General features: G+C 50.9%; 20 protein-coding genes. 16 read left to right on the forward strand and 4 right to left on the reverse strand.

What is annotated here, in order from left to right:
• Positions 1 to 5: 5 nt before the first annotated feature.
• The 8 genes from JF535_RS11875 to JF535_RS11910 all read left to right on the forward strand — a co-directional run bounded on the left by JF535_RS11875 (position 6) and on the right by JF535_RS11910 (position 7,330).
• Positions 6 to 1,493: a cobyric acid synthase gene (locus JF535_RS11875; RefSeq protein WP_207002349.1), complete on the forward strand. Its 1,488-nt coding sequence runs from the start codon at positions 6 to 8 to the stop codon at positions 1,491 to 1,493.
• Entirely contained in the window at positions 1,490 to 2,512 is a 1,023-nt protein-coding gene (locus JF535_RS11880) for a FecCD family ABC transporter permease (protein WP_066964448.1), read from the forward strand. The genes JF535_RS11875 and JF535_RS11880 overlap by 4 nt, the downstream gene beginning before the upstream one ends.
• Entirely contained in the window at positions 2,512 to 3,294 is a 783-nt protein-coding gene (locus JF535_RS11885; protein WP_207002352.1) for a heme ABC transporter ATP-binding protein, read from the forward strand. The genes JF535_RS11880 and JF535_RS11885 overlap by 1 nt, the downstream gene beginning before the upstream one ends.
• A complete protein-coding gene (gene cobU / locus JF535_RS11890; protein WP_207002354.1) occupies positions 3,287 to 3,862 on the forward strand; it encodes a bifunctional adenosylcobinamide kinase/adenosylcobinamide-phosphate guanylyltransferase in 576 nt (191 codons plus the stop codon). The genes JF535_RS11885 and cobU overlap by 8 nt, the downstream gene beginning before the upstream one ends.
• A gap of 24 nt (positions 3,863 to 3,886) precedes the next feature.
• Positions 3,887 to 4,927, forward strand: coding sequence for a nicotinate-nucleotide--dimethylbenzimidazole phosphoribosyltransferase (gene cobT / locus JF535_RS11895; protein WP_207002355.1), 1,041 nt, complete (start codon positions 3,887 to 3,889; stop codon positions 4,925 to 4,927).
• On the forward strand, positions 4,917 to 5,522 hold the full coding sequence (locus JF535_RS11900; protein ID WP_207002357.1) for a histidine phosphatase family protein: 606 nt from the start codon (positions 4,917 to 4,919) through the stop codon (positions 5,520 to 5,522). Before cobT ends, JF535_RS11900 begins: the two co-directional genes overlap by 11 nt.
• Positions 5,506 to 6,345: an adenosylcobinamide-GDP ribazoletransferase gene (gene cobS, locus JF535_RS11905; RefSeq protein WP_207002359.1), complete on the forward strand. Its 840-nt coding sequence runs from the start codon at positions 5,506 to 5,508 to the stop codon at positions 6,343 to 6,345. Before JF535_RS11900 ends, cobS begins: the two co-directional genes overlap by 17 nt.
• 61 nt (positions 6,346 to 6,406) lie before the next feature.
• Positions 6,407 to 7,330 (forward strand): cobalamin-binding protein, encoded by a 924-nt coding sequence (locus tag JF535_RS11910; RefSeq protein ID WP_207002361.1) that lies wholly within the window; start codon positions 6,407 to 6,409, stop codon positions 7,328 to 7,330.
• 474 nt (positions 7,331 to 7,804) lie between these two features.
• Here the strand turns inward: JF535_RS11910 and JF535_RS11915 are convergent, their stop codons facing one another.
• Complete coding sequence (locus JF535_RS11915) at positions 7,805 to 8,029, reverse strand: hypothetical protein (RefSeq protein WP_207002363.1); 225 nt, start codon at positions 8,027 to 8,029, stop codon at positions 7,805 to 7,807.
• A gap of 444 nt (positions 8,030 to 8,473) precedes the next feature.
• Here JF535_RS11915 and JF535_RS11920 point away from each other — a divergent pair, with 444 nt between their 5' ends.
• From JF535_RS11920 to JF535_RS11940, 5 genes are all read left to right on the forward strand, one after another.
• A complete protein-coding gene (locus JF535_RS11920) occupies positions 8,474 to 9,580 on the forward strand; it encodes an ATP-binding protein (protein WP_207002365.1) in 1,107 nt (368 codons plus the stop codon).
• 44 nt (positions 9,581 to 9,624) lie between these two features.
• Positions 9,625 to 10,173: a MarR family transcriptional regulator gene (locus JF535_RS11925; protein ID WP_207002367.1), complete on the forward strand. Its 549-nt coding sequence runs from the start codon at positions 9,625 to 9,627 to the stop codon at positions 10,171 to 10,173.
• A gap of 416 nt (positions 10,174 to 10,589) precedes the next feature.
• Complete coding sequence (locus JF535_RS11930) at positions 10,590 to 11,057, forward strand: TIR domain-containing protein (protein WP_207002369.1); 468 nt, start codon at positions 10,590 to 10,592, stop codon at positions 11,055 to 11,057.
• Complete coding sequence (locus tag JF535_RS11935; protein WP_207002371.1) at positions 11,021 to 12,481, forward strand: SIR2 family protein; 1,461 nt, start codon at positions 11,021 to 11,023, stop codon at positions 12,479 to 12,481. Before JF535_RS11930 ends, JF535_RS11935 begins: the two co-directional genes overlap by 37 nt.
• 8 nt (positions 12,482 to 12,489) lie before the next feature.
• Positions 12,490 to 13,074, forward strand: coding sequence for a toll/interleukin-1 receptor domain-containing protein (locus JF535_RS11940; protein ID WP_207002372.1), 585 nt, complete (start codon positions 12,490 to 12,492; stop codon positions 13,072 to 13,074).
• Positions 13,075 to 14,479: 1,405 nt separating this feature from the next.
• Here JF535_RS11940 and JF535_RS16890 read toward each other — a convergent pair.
• The gene (locus JF535_RS16890; protein ID WP_277987244.1) at positions 14,480 to 14,761 is read right to left on the reverse strand and encodes an ATP-binding protein; all 282 of its coding nucleotides are present in this window, start codon (positions 14,759 to 14,761) and stop codon (positions 14,480 to 14,482) included.
• Between the two features lie 711 nt (positions 14,762 to 15,472).
• Here JF535_RS16890 and JF535_RS11950 point away from each other — a divergent pair.
• The 3 genes from JF535_RS11950 (at position 15,473) to JF535_RS17005 (ending at position 18,237) form a co-directional block, all read left to right on the forward strand.
• Positions 15,473 to 17,188 (forward strand): DUF8213 domain-containing protein, encoded by a 1,716-nt coding sequence (locus JF535_RS11950; protein WP_207002374.1) that lies wholly within the window; start codon positions 15,473 to 15,475, stop codon positions 17,186 to 17,188.
• Positions 17,189 to 17,220: 32 nt separating this feature from the next.
• Complete coding sequence (locus JF535_RS17000; protein WP_207002376.1) at positions 17,221 to 17,541, forward strand: YceK/YidQ family lipoprotein; 321 nt, start codon at positions 17,221 to 17,223, stop codon at positions 17,539 to 17,541.
• Positions 17,542 to 17,751: 210 nt separating this feature from the next.
• On the forward strand, positions 17,752 to 18,237 hold the full coding sequence (locus tag JF535_RS17005) for an MbcA/ParS/Xre antitoxin family protein (protein ID WP_207002378.1): 486 nt from the start codon (positions 17,752 to 17,754) through the stop codon (positions 18,235 to 18,237).
• 154 nt (positions 18,238 to 18,391) lie between these two features.
• Here JF535_RS17005 and JF535_RS11965 read toward each other — a convergent pair whose 3' ends face one another.
• Positions 18,392 to 19,216, reverse strand: coding sequence for a metallophosphoesterase (locus JF535_RS11965; RefSeq protein ID WP_207002380.1), 825 nt, complete (start codon positions 19,214 to 19,216; stop codon positions 18,392 to 18,394).
• 117 nt (positions 19,217 to 19,333) lie between these two features.
• The gene (locus tag JF535_RS11970; protein WP_207002382.1) at positions 19,334 to 20,779 is read right to left on the reverse strand and encodes a DEAD/DEAH box helicase; all 1,446 of its coding nucleotides are present in this window, start codon (positions 20,777 to 20,779) and stop codon (positions 19,334 to 19,336) included.
• Positions 20,780 to 20,781 lie beyond the last annotated feature (2 nt).

Below are 20,781 nucleotides of genomic sequence, written 5' to 3' on the forward strand. Positions count from 1 at the left end.
CCACCATGTCGGTATTGATGGTTCAGGGCACCACATCGGATGCGGGTAAAAGTACGCTGGTGGCGGGGCTCGGGCGCTATTTCGCCCGTCGCGGTGTGCGGGTAGCGCCGTTCAAACCACAAAACATGGCTCTGAACAGCGCGGTCACAGCCGATGGTGGCGAAATCGGCCGCGCCCAGGCACTGCAGGCGTTGGCCTGTGGGTTAGCACCGCACACGGATATGAACCCGGTGCTGCTCAAGCCGGCGTCGGATACGGGCGCGCAAGTAATTATCCAGGGCAGGGCGATTGGCAATATGCAGGCGCTGGATTACCACCATTACAAAGTGACTGCGCAGAATGCGGTGCTCGATTCGTTCACCCGCTTGCAAGGTCAGTATGACCTGGTACTGGTCGAAGGCGCCGGCAGCCCGGCGGAAATCAATCTGCGCGAAAACGATATCGCCAACATGGGGTTCGCCGAGGCGGTGGATTGCCCGGTCATTCTGATAGCCGATATTGATCGCGGCGGGGTCTTCGCACACCTGGTCGGTACCCTTGAATTACTTTCCGCGAGCGAACGTGCCCGTGTGGTGGGTTTTGTGATTAACCGATTTCGCGGCGACCTGAAGCTGCTGCAGTCCGGGCTCGATTGGCTGGAGGACTACACCGGCAAACCCGTACTCGGTGTGCTGCCGTACCTGCACGATCTGTATCTCGATGCGGAAGACGCCATCAGCAGTCAGCAGCTAGCACCCGTGAATGCTAGCGATCGCGGGCTGAAAATTGTTGTGCCCGTTTTGCCCCGGATCAGCAATCACACGGATTTCGATGCGTTGCGGTTGCTTCCCAACGTCGACCTGCAGTTTGTCAGTGTGCGAGCGCCAGTCCCACCCTGTGACCTGATCATTCTCCCCGGCAGCAAAAATGTCCGTGCGGATCTCGCTTTCCTGAAAGAGCACCACTGGCCTGCGCAACTGGAGCGGCACCTTCGCTATGGTGGCAAACTCATCGGTATCTGCGGCGGGATGCAGATGCTTGGGCGCGTGCTGCATGATCCCGAGGGTATTGAAGATACCGCCGGGAGTGAAGCGGGCCTCGGTTATCTTGATTTCTCCACCACGTTGCAGCCGGTCAAGGCGTTGGAAAATGTTGCCGGTACACTGCGGCTCACCGAGGGCGGGTCGCCGGTTGCAGTCAGCGGCTACGAAATTCACTGTGGCACGAGCGAAGGGCCGGCGCTGGAAAATCCGGCGCTGTGTCTGCGCGACGGCAATGGTGCTGCGAGACCTGATGGCGCCATCAGCGGCGATGGGCAGGTACTCGCTACCTACGTGCACGGCCTGTTCGACGACCCGTCGGCACAGAGCGCGCTACTTCAGTGGTGTGGTGTTGTGGACGCCACGGCGGTGGATCTCGATGCACATCGGCAACAGCAACTCGACCGTCTGGCGGATACCGTGGAAGCGTATCTCGACAAATCCTGGCTGGCACAGTTTGAGGCCACGCCGTGACCACGGCACGTCTTCGCGCGCTGCGCGCTGCCTGGTCGCTGCTGCCACTACTGCTGGTGGCCAGCTTTCTGGTCGCGATCGCCATTGGGGCCGTTTCGCTGTCGCTGTCTGACGTGGTCAGTGCGCTCACTGGATTGGGGGAGGCCGGCCTGGCTACGGATATCGTCCAGGCCATACGCCTGCCGCGTGCCATATTGGCGGCGACCGTAGGCGCAACACTGGCGATCTGTGGTGCCCTGTTGCAAGGACTATTTCGCAATCCGCTCGCGGATCCCTCGTTAATTGGTGTTACCGCCGGCGCGTCTTTCGGTGCGAGTCTCGCCATCCTGCTCGGCGCATCCGTGGCGGCTGCATTCGGTAGTTTACCGGTGGTTTCCATCGCCGCCTTTTGTGGTGGCCTGATTGCCGTAGCGTTGGTCTACCAGGTGGCGCGGGGCATCAATGGGACTTCGGTGGCGACCATGCTGCTGATGGGCATCGCCGTGTCCGCGTTTTCGGCCAGCCTCACCGGGCTGATGGAGTACTTCGCGGATAATGAAATGCTGCGGCGTATCAGTTTGTGGCGGATGGGCGGGCTGGATGCGGCCAGCTACCCGCGCGCGTTGCTGATGCTACTGGTGCTGTGCGGCCTGCTTGCGACCATGTTTCGTTTTGGCCCCGCGCTCAATGTTCTGCTGCTGGGCGAGTCCCAGGCCCGGCATCTTGGGGTTGATGTGGAGCGGGTGAAAACGGGCCTCATTGTGCTGGTCGCCGCAGGTGTCGGCACCTCCGTGGCGGTGGCGGGTAGTATCGCCTTCGTCGGCCTGGTCGTGCCGCACATGGTGCGCCTGTGGGTAGGACCCGATCATCGCCAGCTGTTACCACTGTCGGCGCTGGCCGGCGCCGGGCTGCTGCTGGTGTCTGACACCCTGGCGCGTACCGTCATCGCGCCGGTGGAAATCCCGGTGGGCCTGATTACCGCATTGATTGGTGTCCCGTTCTTTGTGTCGCTACTGCGCAAGAGCAGGGAGTCCCTGTAATGTCCATGTTGCAGGCAAATGGTGTGACCGTCTGCGTCGACCGGCGTGCGCTGATCAGCGCTATCGACTTTGAAATCGCGGCCGGGGAACTGGTGTGTATCATTGGCCCCAACGGTGCCGGTAAATCGACCTTGCTCAGGGCACTGTGTGGCGAGGCATCCCTGGCGGCGGGACAGGTGTCCTTCAAGGGCGAGCCCATCAGCGGTTATTCGCCCCAGCGCCGTGCCCGCCAACTGGCCGTTCTCCCGCAGCACAATCCACTTTCGTTCGCATTCACCGGTTTTGAACTGGTGGCCCTTGCGCGCAATCCGCACGGCACCGGCATTGTCCGCGACCGGGAAATTTGCCAGCAAGCCATGGCTGCGCTGGATGTCACCCATCTGGCCGAACGACTGTACCCGACACTCTCCGGCGGTGAGCAGCAACGCTTGCAGCTCGCGCGGGTAATGGCCCAGATCTGGAGCGGGGAGGAAGAGGGCGACCGACTGCTGTTGCTGGATGAGCCGGCAACCAGCCTCGATATTGCCCACCAGTACGAAATGATGAAAGCGGTGCGCGCCTTTGCGCGCAGTGGTGTGGCGGTGGTGATGACGGTGCACGACCTCGCTCTGGCCAGTGGCTATAGCGATCGGATTCTCGCACTCAAGGACGGGCACAGTATGGCTTACGGCGATGCGCATTCCGTATTGACCGCGGAAAACATGCAAGCGCTCTACGGCTACGGTGTCACCGTGGTGCCACACCCGGTTACCGGTAAACCTCTGGTGTTGGCAGATGAATAAGACCCATGCAGGCTTGCACCTCGTACTTGGTGGCGCGCGCAGCGGCAAAAGCCGGCTGGCCCAGCAGCACGCGGAGCAATGGTTACAGCAGGCGCAGGGATTGGCGCAAACGCAGGTTTTGCCAGCGAAGCCGCCATCAACCCGACTGGTTTATGTGGCAACGGCCACCGCCGGCGACGATGAAATGTCGTCCCGTATCGCGCAGCACCGCGCCGACCGCGATGAGCGCTGGCAGACCATTGAAGTACCCATCGCACTGGCGGAGACGCTCGCCAGTATCGCCGACAGCCGTTGTGTGCTCGTAGACTGCCTGACGCTATGGCTGAGTAATTGTCTGCATCAGGGCGCCTGGGCACGTGAGCGCCAGGCACTGCTGCAGTATCTCGATACGCGATCGCGCAGCGCGCCACTGATCATGGTCAGCAATGAAGTAGGCTCGGGCATCGTGCCTCTCGGGCAGCTCTCCCGCGAATTTGTCGATGCCGCCGGCTGGCTGCATCAGGCACTGGCTGCGCGGGCCGAAAGCGTCACCCTTGCCATTGCCGGGTTGCCGCTAAAAGTAAAATGACGTGAGCTGGAGAAGTACATCGCAATGTCACAAGAATTGAAATGGCTCCATGAACCGGCGCCGGTGCCTGATGAGGCCGCACGCCGTGCAGCGTTGGCACGGCAGGCGCAACTGATCAAGCCACCGGGTGCGCTGGGCCGGCTAGAAACCCTTGCCGTGGATTTTGCCGGATATCAGGGCAGGGCACAGCCGCAGCTGAACCATCTGGCTGTGCGCGTGTTCGGCGCCGACCACGGCATCGCCCAGCGCGGTACGTCGCGGTTCCCACAAGCGGTAACGTCGGTGATGTTGCGCATGTTCTGTGAGGGCGGTGCCGCCATCAATGTATTGAGCCGTGAACATGATGCGGACTTTGCCGCGATCAATCTGGGTTGTGTGGTTCCCGCGCACCACCCGGATCTTATTGATGAGGTCATTGCCCCCTCTACCGCAGATTTTTCCCGCGAATCCGCCATGACCGAGTCGCAATTACAGCGCGCCTTGCTGGCCGGGCAGCGTCAGGCGGTCGAGTGCGACTGCTTCGTGGGTGGTGACATGGGCATCGGCAACACCGCCTCTGCCGCGGCGATGTTCGCGGCGCTGTTCACGCTCGATGTTGCGGACATTACCGGGCGCGGTACGGGTATTGATGATGCGGCGCTGAAGCACAAAATCGAGTTGATCGAATCGGCGCTGGAACTGCACCGCGAAGCACTGCATTCGCCGTTGGAAATCCTGCGCACTCTGGGCGGCTTTGAAATCGCAGCGCTCACGGGTGCTTTTATTGCCAGTGCGCAGCGGGGCACACCGGTACTGGTAGACGGTTTTATGGCAACCGCGGCGGCGGCCATCGCTGTGGCGGTGAACCCCAGCGTGAAGGCCTGGTTGCTGTTCGCGCATCGGTCGGATGAATCCGGGCATCAACTGGCCCTGGAGTGTCTGGGTGTGAAACCGTTGCTCAGCCTGAATATGCGGCTGGGGGAGGGCACCGGTGCGGTACTCGCTGTGAGTGTCATCAAGCAGGCACTCGCGTTGCACAACAGCATGCTTACCTTCAGCGAAGCGGGTATCCCGGTTGAGGATTGATCTGCTGCGCCACGGCGCCTGCGTCGGCGGCCACATATTTCGCGGGCATGTTGATGTGCCATTGAGCGATGCGGGTTGGGAGCAAATGGAAACGGGTCTGCTAATTTTCACCGCACCCTGGACCCGGATCATCAGCTCACCGCTGCAGCGCTGCCACAAATTTGCCGCGCAGGTGGGGCGCGACCGTGGCCTGCCGGTGCATACCGAGGCAGGCATCCGCGAGATCGGTTTTGGCGATTGGGAGAGGCAGCCTGTGGATCGTATCTGGCACGAGCAACGCGCGCTGTGCGAAGCCTGGAGCCGCGACCCGGAGCGCCATTCACCGCCGGGGGGAGAGCCTTTTGCGTCCTTCCGCACACGGGTGCTCGCTAGTATTGATGGACTGGCGAAACGCTATGGCGATGAACCCCTGTTGCTGGTGACTCACGGCGGCGTGATCAAACTGCTGCTCACTACCGCGCACCAGTGGCAACCCGCTCGGATGATTGCCCTGACCGTGGGGTACGGCTTCGGTGCATCGCTGGAGTACAATCCATCGACTCGAAAATTTTCTATCCTTCATCCCCCGCAGAGCGCCTATGTCTACCCCGCGTAATAGTGTTGTACACAGCGTAACTGGTTTCACGCAGCCGTTTCTGTATGCGCTGGTGTTCCTAACGCGCCTGCCCGTGGCCGGTCTGTTGCGGAACGTGGACGCGGAAACGGCGAAGAGATCCGTGTATTACTATCCGCTGGTAGGGCTGGTTGTCGGCGCCCTGTTGTGTGCGGCAACGTATTTTTTTTCGCCATTGCCCGCTCAATTGCAGGCGGCATTACTGCTGGGTTTCTGGGTATTAGTCACCGGTGCACTGCATCTTGATGGTCTCGCCGACTGCGCCGATGCCTACTTTGCCGGGCATAAATGCATGGACCCGGAGGAACGCCGCACGCGGATACTTGCCGTAATGCACGACCCCCATTGCGGTGCCATGGCAGTGATCGCACTGGTGATTTTTTTGTTGGTGAAATTCGCGGTATTGAGCGCACTGCTTGAGTGGCTTGCCGCCACAGAGCAGGGGACTTGGATCTACCTGCCACTGCTACTGGCCCCGGTACTGGCCCGGACCGCGGCACTTTTTTTAATGAGTCTTTCCAGTTACGCACGCGCACAAGGCCTGGTGCCGCCCTCCAACTCCCAACGCAACCGCGAGCTGTTACCCGTCGCATTATTAGTAGCGGTTGCGGGCATTGCCCTGGCACCACTGCCGGTTGCAATCGGCTTGGCCGCTGTACTGCCTGCAGTCATTTTGCTGTGGCGCCAGCTATGGCAAAAACAAATCGGTGGCTACACCGGCGATTGCCTGGGTGGCCTGGTGGAAATCACCGAGTTGTCAGTGCTGCTGCTGTGGGTAGCACTAGCGGCCAACGGAATAGTCTGAGTAACACACCATGTATCACGCCATATCTAACACCATGCACCGCGCACAAAAACAGTCGGATATGCAGACCCTATACGCTCGAATCTTCACTCTCCTGACAACGGTTGTCGCACTGGTCTGGGCCACAGCGGTAACCGCAGACAATCCTGTGCGCGTACAGGATGCGCAGGGGCACTGGGTGGAGCTGGCGGCGCCGGCAGAGCGCGTTGTGGCGCTGGCCCCGCATATCGTGGAAAACTTTTACAGCGCGGGAGCAGGGCACACGTTAATCGCTGCGGTTAGCTACAGCAATTACCCGGAACAGGCCAAAGCGCTGCCACAGATCGGTAACTACAAGTCCGTCAGTTACGAGCGCCTGCTGGCATTAAAGCCGGACCTGATTGTTGCCTGGGGTTCCGGCAACGGCGATCAGATGGTGCAAAAGCTCCGGCGTTTGGGGTTTCAGGTATTTGTTACTGAATCCCGCACTCTTGAAGATATCCCGCGCAATGTGCGCCTGTTCGGTCAGCTGGCCGGTACCAGCGCGATCGCCGACCAGGCAGCGGCCCAGTGGTTTGCCCGGTTGAGCACGCTCAAGCGTGACCATGAGCAACAGGCGCCACTGAGCGTCTTTTACCAGGTATGGAACGATCCACTGCAAACCCTGAATGGCGAGCACCTGATCAGCGATGTGATCCGAGCCTGTGGCGGCCGCAATACCTTTGCCGATGCTCTGGTGCTTGCGCCCAAAATCAGTATTGAGTCGGTGCTCGAGCGCAATCCCGACGTCATCATCGCCAGTGGCATGGGCGAAACCCGCCCGGATTGGCTCAATGACTGGAAAGCGTATCCAGGCCTGAAAGCGGTCAGCAACGGCCATCTGTTCTTTGTGCCACCAGACCTTATCCAACGCCACACATTCCGTGTGCTCGATGGTATGGAGATAATCTGTGACGATTTACGCAGGGTGCGGGCCAAATCGGCGCGTAGCGGTGCGCGGAGATGATGTAGATGGTGCAGACGGAGAGACACCGTAAACGCCTGCAATCTTTGTGGGCCGGCACCGCAGGCTCAAACCAGGAGGCGCTGGCCACACTGGGGAGTAGCCAGCACATACGAAACATCCGGATGTCTCAATATTATTAATTTAACAATGTATGCCGTTTCGAAAAGTGTTGCATTCTAACTTCGCAGCTAAAGCTCAAATATCCTGTGCTTATCCCGCTTAGAAACAGTCTTTATTAACTGCTCGTATGTTGCACTAAGAATTCCAATGTCTGTTGCAAATTTGGCTATTTGACGAAGTTGAGAGAAATGTTGCGTAACAACTCGCTAACTTATTGATTTCTATGAACAAGTTCGGCTCGGATGTTTAAGCATGGCTGTAGGCTTCAGCCAATGCCAATCGCAACGCCCGCTCACAGCGCATCACCGTCGCTAAGACAGAAGGGTAGAACTGGCTATCACGAGTCTACGGCACTTACAACTCCAGATCTCCCACTCGGGTAGGCATGCACCTGGGCTTGAATCCGTTGGCGTGGCCTCTATGCCCCCCTGAGCGCTTGTAGGCGGCGGCACCCAGGTACTCTATCAGCATCAGCTCGCTATGCAGCACTTCGAACGCTGACCCTAGGTCATCAAATCCCTGCTCGGACAGGATTTCAGCCATAGCGGTAATTGCGGTATTCTCATTGTCGCAAGTCACGGTTATTTCCTTTAGGGTTTTACTTTGTTTGTCGACAATCAGTCTAACGGTGGCCTGCTCCTAAATCATTGTGCAGGCGAATTTACAGAATGGATGGTGCACTACCCAATACGTTCTGAGCGCACAGTTATTAAAGCATTGTGTGGTTTTATGGAAGTATTTGCATGCTATTAATTTGTTGGCGCAACTGCCTCCTGAAGAATAGCGAAATAGTGATATTTGAACAGGCTCGATTGGGGTAAATGTTAGCCGGGGGCATGTTATTTTTTCTGGATAGTTCGCTTTGCGGAAGAGAAAATGTTCCTCTGATTTCTTTCGATATGCCCCTCCTGAAAAGATTGCAATTTGATTCGAACTCATATGTTCTTTGGATAAATAGCAGTCATAATTTAATGCCGATTTTGATTCTAATTTACTACACCACGAATCTAAGGATTTTATTGAGTGATGCTTGATAAGGAAAAAATAAAAAACATCCTTCGTAAGTCTCCGGGGCTTACTGGAAGACAAATTTCGAAGATTCTTGGAGTCGAAGATAAGTCTGCATTAAATAAAATTCTCTACGCAAATTCTGACGGGCTAATACAGAAGGGGTGGAAATGGTATGTACCTGATGAATGCCATATTTTTGACTTGACTGGAAAGTCGAATTGGGTTAGTGAGCATGACTTTGAGAATAGCCTGAAGATAGCTGGATGTTTGCTATCCTCGGAAGAGGATAGGTGTGTAATACGATTCCCTAAAAATTGTAAAATACTTTTAATTGCTGGGGCCAGAGTAATTGCTCTGGCAAACCAAGCCGCCTATCTAGGTAAGTCTATCGAACTGGACTTTACAAATTGTCAAAGTACAAAGAACTACCTTGATCGACTGGGATTCTTCGATCACTTGAATTCCGATGTTGCAGTATTGCCAGCGAGACCTGCCGGTTCTAAAGCGAAACAGTATCGAGGTAACAGTGAAAGTTTGGTTGAAATTGCTTCAATCAATTTGGAAAAATTTGACTATTCCTTACCTAAAAATCTCACCAAACGCTTTGCCTTTCACGCAGGTGAAAACTATTACCAATCTGCCTTTACTATCTTTTCGGAGTTGATTGGCAATGTACAGGAGCATAGTGAGACTCCCACGCCTGGCTTTGTCGCACTGCAGCTATATAAGGGTAAGCGACGTCATATCCAAACAGTGATTTCTGATAGCGGACTTAGCATAGCCTTGACGCTAAAGCGCAATTTGCAAATGCACTATCCAAACCTTTTCAAGGAGCTTGAACTGTCAAGCGTTGACGCGGATATTTACTTGGTTTCACGGGCATTGACACAAGGGGGCCTAAGTCAGTTCGGCTCCCATCCTGATGAAGCGGCCAGAGGATTGGGTCTTAAGCGGACGCAAAGCCATGCCGCCAAGTACAATGCGATCGTAGTTGTGCGACAGCCAGAGTTCGAGTTGAAAATTAAATATAGAGATGGGGAGCTAGTCGACATTTCTCAGAAAAAAGGACTATGTCGGATCGATGGAACTCAAGTTTGCTTTGATTTTTACCTAGACTAAGATTAGTATGTTCTCCTTAAATTAATCCTGTTAAGCAGAACCGTATGTTAGTTAAACTGCTCGAACTTACAGATAATAATGACCATCCATTCGGCAATATATTAGGCCGAGAAGTGTTTAAGCGGCTGCAATGTGTTGTAGATATGAATCCTCTAAGCAAGTCGTTTGAAATATCTCTGGAGGGTATTGTGGCAACGGACTCTTCCTTTCCGCGAGAGAGCGTTATCGCATTATCAAAGCAGCTTCGTGGCGAAAAGTGGTTTTACATTACTCACGTCAGCTCCTTGGATCTCATTGATAACTGGGACTATGCGGCTATTGCCAAGCAACAGTCTTTGGTACTGATATCGGATAAAGAAACTCGGGTCATAGGGCCAGATGCAAAAACATCCACTAGAGAGCTGTTGAACTTTGTATTGAGCCAAGAAGGAGCAAGTACCGCGAATGTTGCTAAAGCTCTAGGAATCTCAGTGCAGAATGCAAGTACCAGGCTAAAAAACCTTACAAATCAAGGGCTTATCATGAGGCGTGAGGTCTCTTCACCAACCGGTGGGATTGAGTTTCTTTATGCTGGACCTCAATTTTCTGGTTAAACAGGTTGATTTAAGGGGATGTTGGGTATAGAGTCTATCGCATGGGTACGGGATACCCATTTTTAATGCTCTCAGGTTAAACTGCTTTATTTAAGGAGATTCAAAATGGCTACAAATCCCCCCAAAGGTGATGGTCGTCGCAATGGTGCCGTACGCGATCGCTCTCAAACTCGGACTACTAGTGGTCACTGGGTAAAACGGGACGCTAGTACCGGGCGTTTTATGGATGTTAAGACCTCTGACAAGGCACCGTTTAAGGGTGTCCGGAAAGAGAAGTAACAATGGCGATGTGTGCTGGAGTGAGACGAGATGGGGCACGCTGTTCAATCCTATGTTCCGGTGGCCACAAATACTGCAAGCATCATCTGTCACAAGGAACATGGGAGAAAGCAGCCAGCTTCGGCACCGGCGCTCTATTGGGCCAACTAATTGCTCCAGGATTGGGGGCGGCGCTCGTTGGTGGTGCATCCTACTTGTTGGGAAAAAATATCATCGGAGAAACAGTAATGTTTACGAAAAGAAGAGTATTTGTGAGTTTCGACTTTGATGAAGACCGAGCCTTGAAAGATTTCATCATCCAGCAAGCGAGAAACCCTGATTCACCATTTAATGTAATTGATCATAGTTTGAAAGAAGCTGCTCCTGAGCGGTCCTGGAAAGATAAGGCACGGTCAGCAATCAAACGATCCGATATCGTACTTGTTATGGTCGGCCCAAAAACTTATAGAGCCCCAGGTGTCTTGGCTGAGGTATCGATGGCCAGGGAGGAGCGTATCCCTATAGTTCAGGTTATTGGCTATAAAAATGGGGCGTACACGCCAGTTCCCAATGCCGGAAGGTTGTATCGTTGGAATTGGGAAAATCTAAAAAATTTATTGGGGTGATGTCATTGGTTTCTATTGAGAACTTCATTAAGAAATTTTCTCGTGAGATTGACGAAAATAATGCAGCTATTTTTGCGGGAGCAGGGCTGTCAGTTGGTGCTGGGTTCGTAAACTGGTCTGATTTACTGCGAGAAATAGCTGAAGAATTGAATTTGGATGTCGATAAAGAGACTGATTTAGTATCGCTAGCCCAATACCATCTAAATGATAGAGGCGCGAATCGAGATGGGTTGAATCGGGCGATAATCGATCATTTTTTGAATGAAAATTCTGTAACAGAGAACCACCGTATTTTAGCTAGATTACCAATAGCGACATACTGGACAACAAATTATGACTGTCTAATCGAAAGGGCTTTGAGCGAGGCCGGAAAGATCCCAGATGTTAAGCACGCGAAGGCTGATCTTCCACGAACAATTCGTAATCGTGATGCGGTCGTATATAAAATGCATGGCGATGCCCAGTACCCTAACGATGCAGTTATAGCTAAAGATGACTATCAAACTTACATGCAAAAGAGGGGGCCGTTTGTCACTGCTTTAGCTGGTGAGTTGGTTTCTAAAACATTCTTATTTCTAGGCTTCAGTTTTAGTGATCCAAATTTAGATCATGTCTTAGGTCGGATACGGTCAGAGGTAGGTATATGTCAGAGAACTCATTACTGCATACTTAGAAAAGAGCAGCAACAAGAGTCAGATAGCCCCGGTGATTTCGAGTATCGACAGATAAAACAGAACCATTTTGTTAATGATCTTAAGCACCGATATAACATCCAGACTGTTTTGATAGACTCATATGATCAAGTTACAGAAATACTCAAGAAAATTGAATGTGTTCATAAGCGAAAAACTATTTTCATTAGTGGTGCAGCAGACGACTATTCACCATGGAGCGACGCTGATGCGATGAATTTATGTGCGGATATTTCAGCATTGGTAGTGCAAAAAGGTTTTCGTATAGTTAACGGTCTCGGCCTGGGCGTCGGTAGCGCGATTGTAGAAGGTGCATTACGAGAAATATACAGAAACCAAAGAGGAAAGTTGACTGATCAACTGCAAATTCGTCCTTTCCCACAGTCAGACGACGCTAAAAAAATATGGCGGCGATACAGAGAAGATATGTTGGATTACTCTGGAGTGGCGATATTTATCTTTGGGAACAAAGCCATTGAAAATGGTTTGGCTAGTTCAGCTGGCATGAGGGAAGAGTTTGACATCTCTTTGGCGAAAGGTGTTTTGCCCCTTCCGCTAGGTTTCACGGGAAGCATTTCCGAGGAGTTGTGGCGTGAAGTTGTGTCTAATTTCGAAAATATTTTTCCGAAAAACCTTAAAAATATTAAACCTTACCTGTTGTCCTTAGGGGACAAGACAAGGTTAGATAAAGATCATTTGAAAACTCTTGAGAGTATATTGAATAATTTATAGGTCCTTTAATGGCATTCTTCACAAAAGACGAAGTACGGCAAGCTGCCCGCGCGAAGGTAAATAATAGTTACAAAATCAATGCCAAAGCTATTTTGGAGTCAGAGATAAGATCTGCGACTTCCTACGATAGCTTTGATGTCTTTCTATCTCACTCCTCAAAAGATGCTGAATTAGTTTTGGGCGTAAAGGAAATTCTCACGCGTAAAGGAATCAAAGTATACGTTGACTGGCAAGACGATCCTCAGGCCAATCGGGAGAGCGTATCTGCTGAGACCGCTGAACTTTTGCGCGCTAGAATGAAGCAGTCGAAGTCTTTGATTTTTCTCGCTACGGACAACGCTTCAGGATCAAAATGGATGCCTTGGGAGCTGGGCTACTTTGATGGGTTTAGTGGCGGCTCAGTTGCAGTATTACCTGTTTTAGACTATGCCTCTTCATCTTTTAGAGGGCAAGAGTACCTAGGGCTATACCCAACTGTTGATAAAGGCCAATATTCCAATGGCCAACCTGAAACCTTTGTTAGAAAGCCGGGTGCATGGTTAACTCTCGATTCGTTTCGAAAAGGAAATACTTCTTGGAACAGCTATAGATAATTTGTTGTATTTCAGACTTTCTCTACCGGGTGGCGGTGTTTCAGAAAGCTTTCTGTCAGTTCAGGTTCAGTTTACAAGCTTTTAAATCTCGGCCTTTAGGTAATCCTTGACGCAATACTTCGGAATTCGACGTGGCATCGGATTCACAAAAATACTATTACACTTAATTCTTCGGTTGACTGGTCGAAATCGACTCATTTTTCACTTTTTCAAGGCTATCTATAGCGTGCTCGAGCTGTCAGCAAGGACTGAATACTGCCCCCTATCGGACAAAAAATTTCGAAGTACACTTGCCCACTGCGCCCAAATCACTATTCGGTCGTTGTGGCTAGTGAGCGGATTGCGCCAGCAGTGAGTTGGTACTTCAATTGATAGTTCTTTAACGATATCGAAAGAAAAATCGCGTAAAGCTCAATACTTCGTTGATTTATATGGACTAGTCTAGGTGCATGGTTGACGCATGACACTTAAATGGGTGATGGACTGATTTCGGGTAAATCGCTCGTCTCTTGATCCCTAATCCATGGATTTTATTAGCTATTCTTCTATGGGGTTTGACCAGAATTGGGCATTTGGATGGTCCACGGGAGCGAGAGTGTGACTAGTCAAATACAAATACTGCGATCTTTACCAGTAATAAGCCTGCTGGAAAAAGTATCGTCCGAGAGCTGGACGACACGCAATCGGCGCTGGCGCAATCCTATGTAGCCTGTACCAATATTTCTGGTCACTTCCCACAGAAACTGCTAGAGATAAGTGGAGCCGACCTAGGTGCTCATGGCGCTCCATCTTTCCGGGTGCAGGTTTCGTTAGAATTGGCGATGGTACGATTTGAGGTTGAGAGCTGGGGGATGGGGTAGTTGAGGGCGTTTGATCCTGGAAAGCGCTTCATAACATGTAACGAGCGCTTGCCGATATCGCTCACCGGCTCCTTAAGTGTCCCGCCGCAAGCCTTTACCTGACCACATTGGCCTTCATGGTATACCAGTGTCAATGGCTACTCATTTTGAACCACCTTCGGCCAATGACATTGACCGCACCCAGTGCGGTAGAACCGGTAGTTTTCTGCTTCAGTCGACAGCTCTCTCCTCCCAGCATGAAGATATGTTAGTGGTGGATGACCGGGTTGCTGATGGGCACCGCCACGTTGTAGTCGTGTAAGAATCCTCCCCAGGCAGTGAAGTCTTTGTTGGTGGTCTCAGGATGATTGAGCGGTACTCGTACAGCTTGTTGATCAACTGGAGCAGGTTGCAGCGGGCCTGGCGTGTCATCGCTGTTCATCAATGATGAGTACGTCTTATTTACCCAGTTGGGTAAGCCGCTTTTTGAGCTCGCCCTTCATCTCCGCCAGTTCCAGGTCTTCGATCAACGCTAGCGCGGTGCGGAACAGGACTTTGTAGTCGGCCTAGACCGCTTTCTGGCCGCTGCCAATGGCCAAGTGGGTCTTGCCCGCGCCGGGCGATCCAATGAACACGAGATTCTCCCGCTGGTCAATAAAGCCGAAGTCCAGCAGTGCATTCGCCTGGCGCTTGGTCATGCTGGTTTGGCGACGGTAGTCGAAGCTTTCCAGTGGTTTCTCGGCCAGACGCTGAGCAAAGACTAGGTAGGACAGCTCCTGGCTTTCCGCTTCGGCGAGCAGATTCTGCAGGGACCGGTACTGCGCGGTGGTGAGATCAAGCTGGCTCATGGGTCACCTCCTGGCCGCTGGGTCGGTTAAATTGGACCTAGGTACTCAGCCACTGGTGTCAGCTGGCTGTCTCGCGGTGAGCTGCGGGTGTTACAACAACACCTACGGCGATCCCGGGCGTCCGGTGCGTGGGCCTTCAGCGGGTCATGGGCGCCTGTCAATTGGTCTTTGTAGATCCGCGGCGAGGCGCTTTGAGCGGCTCGCAGGGGTCCGAGGCCTAGCCTGTTGGTAGCAATCCGCCGATGGCGGCTTTCTGGTCGGCGATGCGCTGGGCTAGGTCGCGGTAGTGATTGTTGTTCTTGATGATGCGGCCCTTTTCCCGGCAGAGGGTATGGTGGGCGATCTATTCCCCGGTTTCCAGGTCGTGGAGTTGATATCATCAAAAATATGAGATGACTATATTGTGTTTATATGGTAGGACTGCGCAATGCCCTCTGTCGACGTCTAGTGGAACCAGAAAGTCTTCAGGTTTGATCGAGAACAGTCAATATTTGCCCATCAATACTCACCTTCGCTTTAACTAAGAAGTATTTAACGATGTGAAAACCGGCGATCAGCTGACCGGGTATTTACAGAAGAAAAGTTGCTTTATCAAACTCACTTCTGCGTCACATAATGTCTAAATTGCCATAAATTGGCGCGCATAACTGCACTGATGCTGGCTTCTTTTATATATAGTACCGCTGAACGTCATAAAACAGGGATGTCAATATGGTTATACTGCGTAGTTTACGTCTAATAGCATATGTTATTCTTTTAAGTTCATTTTCATTTTTCGCTATTTCACAAGAAAGTATTCCTGATTCAGATTCGAAATCAGTTCATTCAATTACGAAAGAAGCTATCGGTAAGTCAAAGAAGAAAATTACTAGAGAAGACCTAACTCAGCTAAGTGAACGAGGAAAGCTAACAGTAACAAAATCTAAAAAGAGACTACGTTCAATCTATCATCTAGATGGAATTAACATACAAATAGTCAGCGAATCGAAAGATGGCGATATTATTGATCTAAGTTTCAAAGTTGGATCTCTGGTTGTTGACTTTAGTTACGGGGTTAGTACGAACGACTTCTCCATAAATGGTTATGGTACATCACTGACATCCGTAGAAAAGGTGGCATTTCAGTCCCTGTCCTATAAGTTAGACTCTGAAGGTTGGGCGAAAAGCCGAAACTTGCAAAAGCAGTTGATATATAAAGCTACAGGATGGCTGTCAGGTACACCCGTAGGGGAACCGATCAGCGAAATATCAGGAAAGATTCAAATTGATGCGAGCGCATCAACGGGTAACGGAGAAGCTAAAGATGATGCTAGTAATGATTATGCTAAAAGTGAAGTAATTGATGAAATAATATATCCGAGTGCGCCTTGTGAAAATCCAGATTCAGCTTTAGCGCCGAGTGCTAGCTGTCCACCGCCTCCCCCTCCATGCTACAACCTCTCAGATAATGACAATGTGACATATTTTACATGTGGATGGGCTTATAGAACTACTTCACATGACGCATGTCCTTCGCATGGCTTGAGAAGTTATACGCACCTAATTGGATGTACGACACAAAATGACTGTGTTGGTCGGTGTGGTCCGGGATGTGGCGGGACTGATGGTACTGGGGTTTACTCCCAAGATTGCGCTGATCACGATATGTGCTGTGATGTGCACGGGCATTGTTTAAGCGCAGTGGGAAATCTTTGCAGCGATGAGTGGCGAGAAGCCGCAGACGATTTTTTGTCGTTTTCCAACTGTCATGACTGTTTGAATCCCGAGCCTCCAGTTTGTGGAGGATCTCTTGCTTCCACTACAACGCTATTGTTGGGGGATGGAACGAATGGTATTCAAATTAGCGAACTCAATTTTGATCTTTATAGATCAAAAATCAATCCTGGCAAACCGACATTTGTTGAAGAGTGGGGCATCTTGGAAAAAACCGGGATGGGTAAGTTAGCTTTAAAGGGAGCATCTACTGAACAGTTTTCAGATAAGCTCGACTCAATATATGGCTCTCTTGAGTTCGAAATGACGGGCGCTGAGAGAGAGGTGCTAATAATAGAGGCTGCTGATGGAGCACACGACCCTTCAATGATGGGGCGGCTTCCGACAATTAGATTTGAGGAGAAATTTCCACCTGGTTTGCTTAAGAAAAGTGAGTCCATTTGGTTTCGCTCTGAAATAGATGAAAACGGAGCTGTTGAGAGCGTGCAAATTTTGAATGAGAAATTTAGCGATTCTAGGAAATTAAAAGAGGCTATTTCTAACGGAGTAGGTAGTTCGATATCATCTGCTATGCCTCATCGCATGGTTGTTTTCGGAAGAGCTGAGGCTGCCGATCGGGGTTACATCAAGTCTGATGAAAGTCTTGTTTTGGTCCCTCAGTGTTGTGGTGGCGGTGGTGGGTGTAGTTCAGATCCCAATATTCAGTGCCCATGACATTAGGTTTTTAGTGTTAAGGGGCTGTATAAGTGAAATCTTATTTATTGAAGACTTTTCTGGTCGCATTTATTGGGTTCAACGTAGTTGGTTGTGGAACAATAGTTAGGACTGGATTTGATAACACCCCGAATCCTTGTAAAAAAGAATTAAGCTATGTTTTCGGAGGTGTAAAACTGGATAGCATGCATATATGTACAGCCGCTGCTTCACACTCAAATTTTCGTAAAATAATTATACCGTTTGCTCTGGTTGATTTACCACTCAGCGCCATAGCAGATACTGTTATACTTCCATATTCTGCATATTTAGACCACAGAACAGATAGTGAGTGCGCAATGAAAGGTAAGTAGATTTTGCAGCCCGATAACCCGTGAGGTTATCGGGTTAGTAGTTAGGGAAATTCTGAATAAAACCGTGAATTGGATTAGTTCAGACCAGATCTGACACATCTCCTTGAGAAGAAGGGGTTTGAACGAATCTTGGACAAAGTGTGGATTGCTTCATTCTGTGGTTCGGCTTGTATACTGGCTTGATCACCAGCTCGGGTATACGGGAAAATCATGAGTCAGGATGGGGTGTGCCGCCGGCTGGATGCCGAACTGCGATCTCAACTCAGCACTCAAATCATCGCTCTTTTCACCCACTGGGAGTTGCCTAAGTCTCAGCAATACACCCTGCTTGGCCTTCTCCTGGATAGGCCTGTGATCCCGGAAGGGCTCCGTCAGGGAGAGCCCTTGGCGGATGACACCGATACGCTAGACCGGGTGCGGATTCTTCTCCGAACACACAAAAGCCTACGGATACTTTTTCCAAGAAATCAGGATCTAGCGTACTGTTGGATGTCCACACCGAACAGGGCCTTCCGTAACCATTCTCCGGTGGAGGTTGTTGAACAGCGCGGCATGCTAGGTCTCCACCAAGTCCGACCCTATCGACACAGGCAGGTAGGGCATTGTAGTGGGCTACCAACAGAAGCACCTGATTGCACATCAGATACTCCTATTTCGCGTAGCTGTTATGTGCCCCAAATTGAAAATACGTCTTAATGGCAAGCCAACTTTCGGGCTCATTGTGGGTATAGCGGGGTGCACCGGTGTCTTACCGGTAATAATTCCGCTCATATTTGTTGTCCACTTGTTGATAGGTGGATACCTAAATTACACGGCGGAATTAGGTTGGGACCGCAGGTGTACCGGATGGCTACCTTGAAAACTCACTAACGCATATCAAAGCCAACTGCTCGCCTCCCTCGCCACGATAGGTGTCCAAAAAGTAGCAGTTGCCCACGGAGACTGGCCTGGGTACGAAATTGTGGCCAAGGTAGAGTGCATCGATGCCGCTGATCTGAAATGGGGCAAGCGCTTCCGGTTGGGCATGGTCAATTGTGTCCAGGTGCTCCAGGAATAATCGTTTGTATTCGGCCAAAGTACGCTTTGCATTGCCCAGGCCGAGCAGATGCCTATACAGCTGGCTCGCTAGGGAACGATCCCACAAGAACTGCTCCGCAGCGCTAGCCATTCGCTCGTCGTTTTCGAGTGATATGTCTGCTGACCAGGCCTCTTCGATAGCGGTTAAGGCGAGCTGAGTCCGTGGCCAGCTACCGCCGATAACATTGGCGTGGACTAGCCCGATACACTGGCGGCCGGTATCCAGCTCAATGGCCCAAGGCCAGCGTCTGACCTGGCTCACTAAGTGCTGCCTCTGAGCCCGCGGCAGCATGTAGAACCATTCACCGCCGTTAGCGCGATGCCTGGCAGCGGTCTCGGGGTTCTCGAACCCGGCGATCATCATCGCTTCATGATTGCCAGCAACACTGAAAAAGGTTTGTTGATCAATCATTGCGAGGAGGGCTTCGCTATCCGGACCTCGGTCGACCAGATCCCCAAGAAAGAACAGGCGGTCAAGAGATGTGTCGAAGGTGACCTCCTGCAATTGCGTAAGCAGTTGCTGCAAGTGGCCGTGCACATCGCCGACGACAAAGTCCCGACCCGTAAGATTCCTGTCAATTTTGAGAAATAGACTCATGAGAAATTCGCGCGGTTGATTGAAGGCTGAGAGTTTCCGCTTTCGATACCTCTCAAACGAGCGACACTGAGACGAATAATGACAGTTTACCGCATTGATATGTCGTAGTTGAGGTTATCAATAGCTTTTGGCCAACTGTGGCGATAACCGTTTGCGAATGAAATTTCCAGATATGTTTATTGATCTCAAGTAGTTTCTTGATAAGTCTGAATCTTGGTATGTGGCGTCAATCGGCAGTTCCAAATCTTGCCTTTTGTCGTTAACTCTTACCGTCGAGTAGACAACCTCCGGCTCTTGAGGGGAAAAGCTGATAGTTCCCGATTTCTGACTATTTACATTTGATCTGGGCAGAATCTCGACTGAACTTACTTGGTCATGATTTTTTGAAAGAAATGATTTTATAGTGGCGGTATTTGGGATGTCACTTTCAATTCTTTCTGCGTAATCCATTAGCGTTGGTTCTGCGGGAAAATACATATACCCAATTTCATTAGGGCCGCCACCGGAACGCAGAATTCTGCCAAGGATTTGGCGGAAGTACAGTTCGGTTTTTACTCGGGTTAAATGACAGCATACCTGAAGGCGGGGGATATTCGTTCCTTCACTGATCATGCCAACCGATATGATCCATTTCCTATCTGATTTCTTGAAGTTGTGGATCGTAGATATGGAATTTTCATTTTTGTGCGTTACGATATCGGCATGTTCACCTAATTCACCAGCAAGAATTGCATGTATCTTCTCGGCATGGGCAATTGATGTGGCGACTATTAATCCACCAGAATTAAGCTTTTTCGTCCGTAATGAATCCAATTTCTGATTGGCTTGATTCAAGCAGTAGAGAATTAGGTCTCGGCTTTCCAATAGCTCCTGATAGGTGCAGTCAGATTCGGTAAGCAAACTTCTGAAAGATCGATACAGTTTACTATCATCGTCGCGCTGAAACTGAACTTGATTGTTGTCAATAGCAATCATAACTGGCGTTCGGCACACACTATCTAATATCGCTTCATTGAGGCCGTATTGGTAATCACAGTGAACCATATGATTTTCATCGCAATAGTTTGCCAGGACTACGGGTAGTAGGTCTGATCGCCAGGGCGTTCCGGTGAGTGCCAATGTATAAGATGCGCGTCCTTGTATATGGGTGATAATTTTTTCACCCCAGGCGTTTGAGTACTCAATACTGTTGCCCGCGCAATGATGGATCTCATCAAAGATTACGAAGACTCTGTATTGCTCAAAAAGGGCCCAAAATCGCTCTCCGAGATTACGCAATGACTGGTATGTCAGCGAAGATCCGGAAGACCCAAGCAATCCGTCAATGCGATTGCCGGTAATTTGCTCCAACTCATATCTAAAATCCTCAGCCACTACAACAGAAGGAGAAAAGCAAATTACTAAGTCTATTAGATTTGAGTCAAATAATTGATTGGCTAGGGTGGATGCCATTACTGTTTTCCCTGCACCAGGAGTTGCTAGACACATGAAATGTGTTTTTCCCGTACTGTAATACTCAAGCGCTTGTGATATGCACTCGGACTGCCATTTTCGTAATTGCATTG

The sequence above is a fragment of the Microbulbifer salipaludis genome, assembly GCF_017303155.1.
GTDB classification, from domain to species: domain Bacteria; phylum Pseudomonadota; class Gammaproteobacteria; order Pseudomonadales; family Cellvibrionaceae; genus Microbulbifer; species Microbulbifer salipaludis.

What these genes read in the sequence shown, in the direction of transcription:
- JF535_RS11875 (WP_207002349.1), top strand. Translation starts at nt 6, where the DNA reads ATGTCGGTATTGATGGTTCAGGGCACCACATCGGATGCGGGTAAAAGT.
- JF535_RS11910 (WP_207002361.1), top strand. Translation starts at nt 6,407, where the DNA reads ATGCAGACCCTATACGCTCGAATCTTCACTCTCCTGACAACGGTTGTC.
- cobU (WP_207002354.1), top strand. Translation starts at nt 3,287, where the DNA reads ATGAATAAGACCCATGCAGGCTTGCACCTCGTACTTGGTGGCGCGCGC.
- cobS (WP_207002359.1), top strand. Translation starts at nt 5,506, where the DNA reads ATGTCTACCCCGCGTAATAGTGTTGTACACAGCGTAACTGGTTTCACG.
- JF535_RS11970 (WP_207002382.1), bottom strand. Translation starts at nt 20,779, where the DNA reads ATGCAATTACGAAAATGGCAGTCCGAGTGCATATCACAAGCGCTTGAG.
- JF535_RS17005 (WP_207002378.1), top strand. Translation starts at nt 17,752, where the DNA reads ATGAGTCAGGATGGGGTGTGCCGCCGGCTGGATGCCGAACTGCGATCT.
- cobT (WP_207002355.1), top strand. Translation starts at nt 3,887, where the DNA reads ATGTCACAAGAATTGAAATGGCTCCATGAACCGGCGCCGGTGCCTGAT.
- JF535_RS11885 (WP_207002352.1), top strand. Translation starts at nt 2,512, where the DNA reads ATGTCCATGTTGCAGGCAAATGGTGTGACCGTCTGCGTCGACCGGCGT.
- JF535_RS16890 (WP_277987244.1), bottom strand. Translation starts at nt 14,761, where the DNA reads ATGAGCCAGCTTGATCTCACCACCGCGCAGTACCGGTCCCTGCAGAAT.
- JF535_RS11925 (WP_207002367.1), top strand. Translation starts at nt 9,625, where the DNA reads ATGTTAGTTAAACTGCTCGAACTTACAGATAATAATGACCATCCATTC.
- JF535_RS11940 (WP_207002372.1), top strand. Translation starts at nt 12,490, where the DNA reads ATGGCATTCTTCACAAAAGACGAAGTACGGCAAGCTGCCCGCGCGAAG.
- JF535_RS11950 (WP_207002374.1), top strand. Translation starts at nt 15,473, where the DNA reads ATGGTTATACTGCGTAGTTTACGTCTAATAGCATATGTTATTCTTTTA.
- JF535_RS11965 (WP_207002380.1), bottom strand. Translation starts at nt 19,216, where the DNA reads ATGAGTCTATTTCTCAAAATTGACAGGAATCTTACGGGTCGGGACTTT.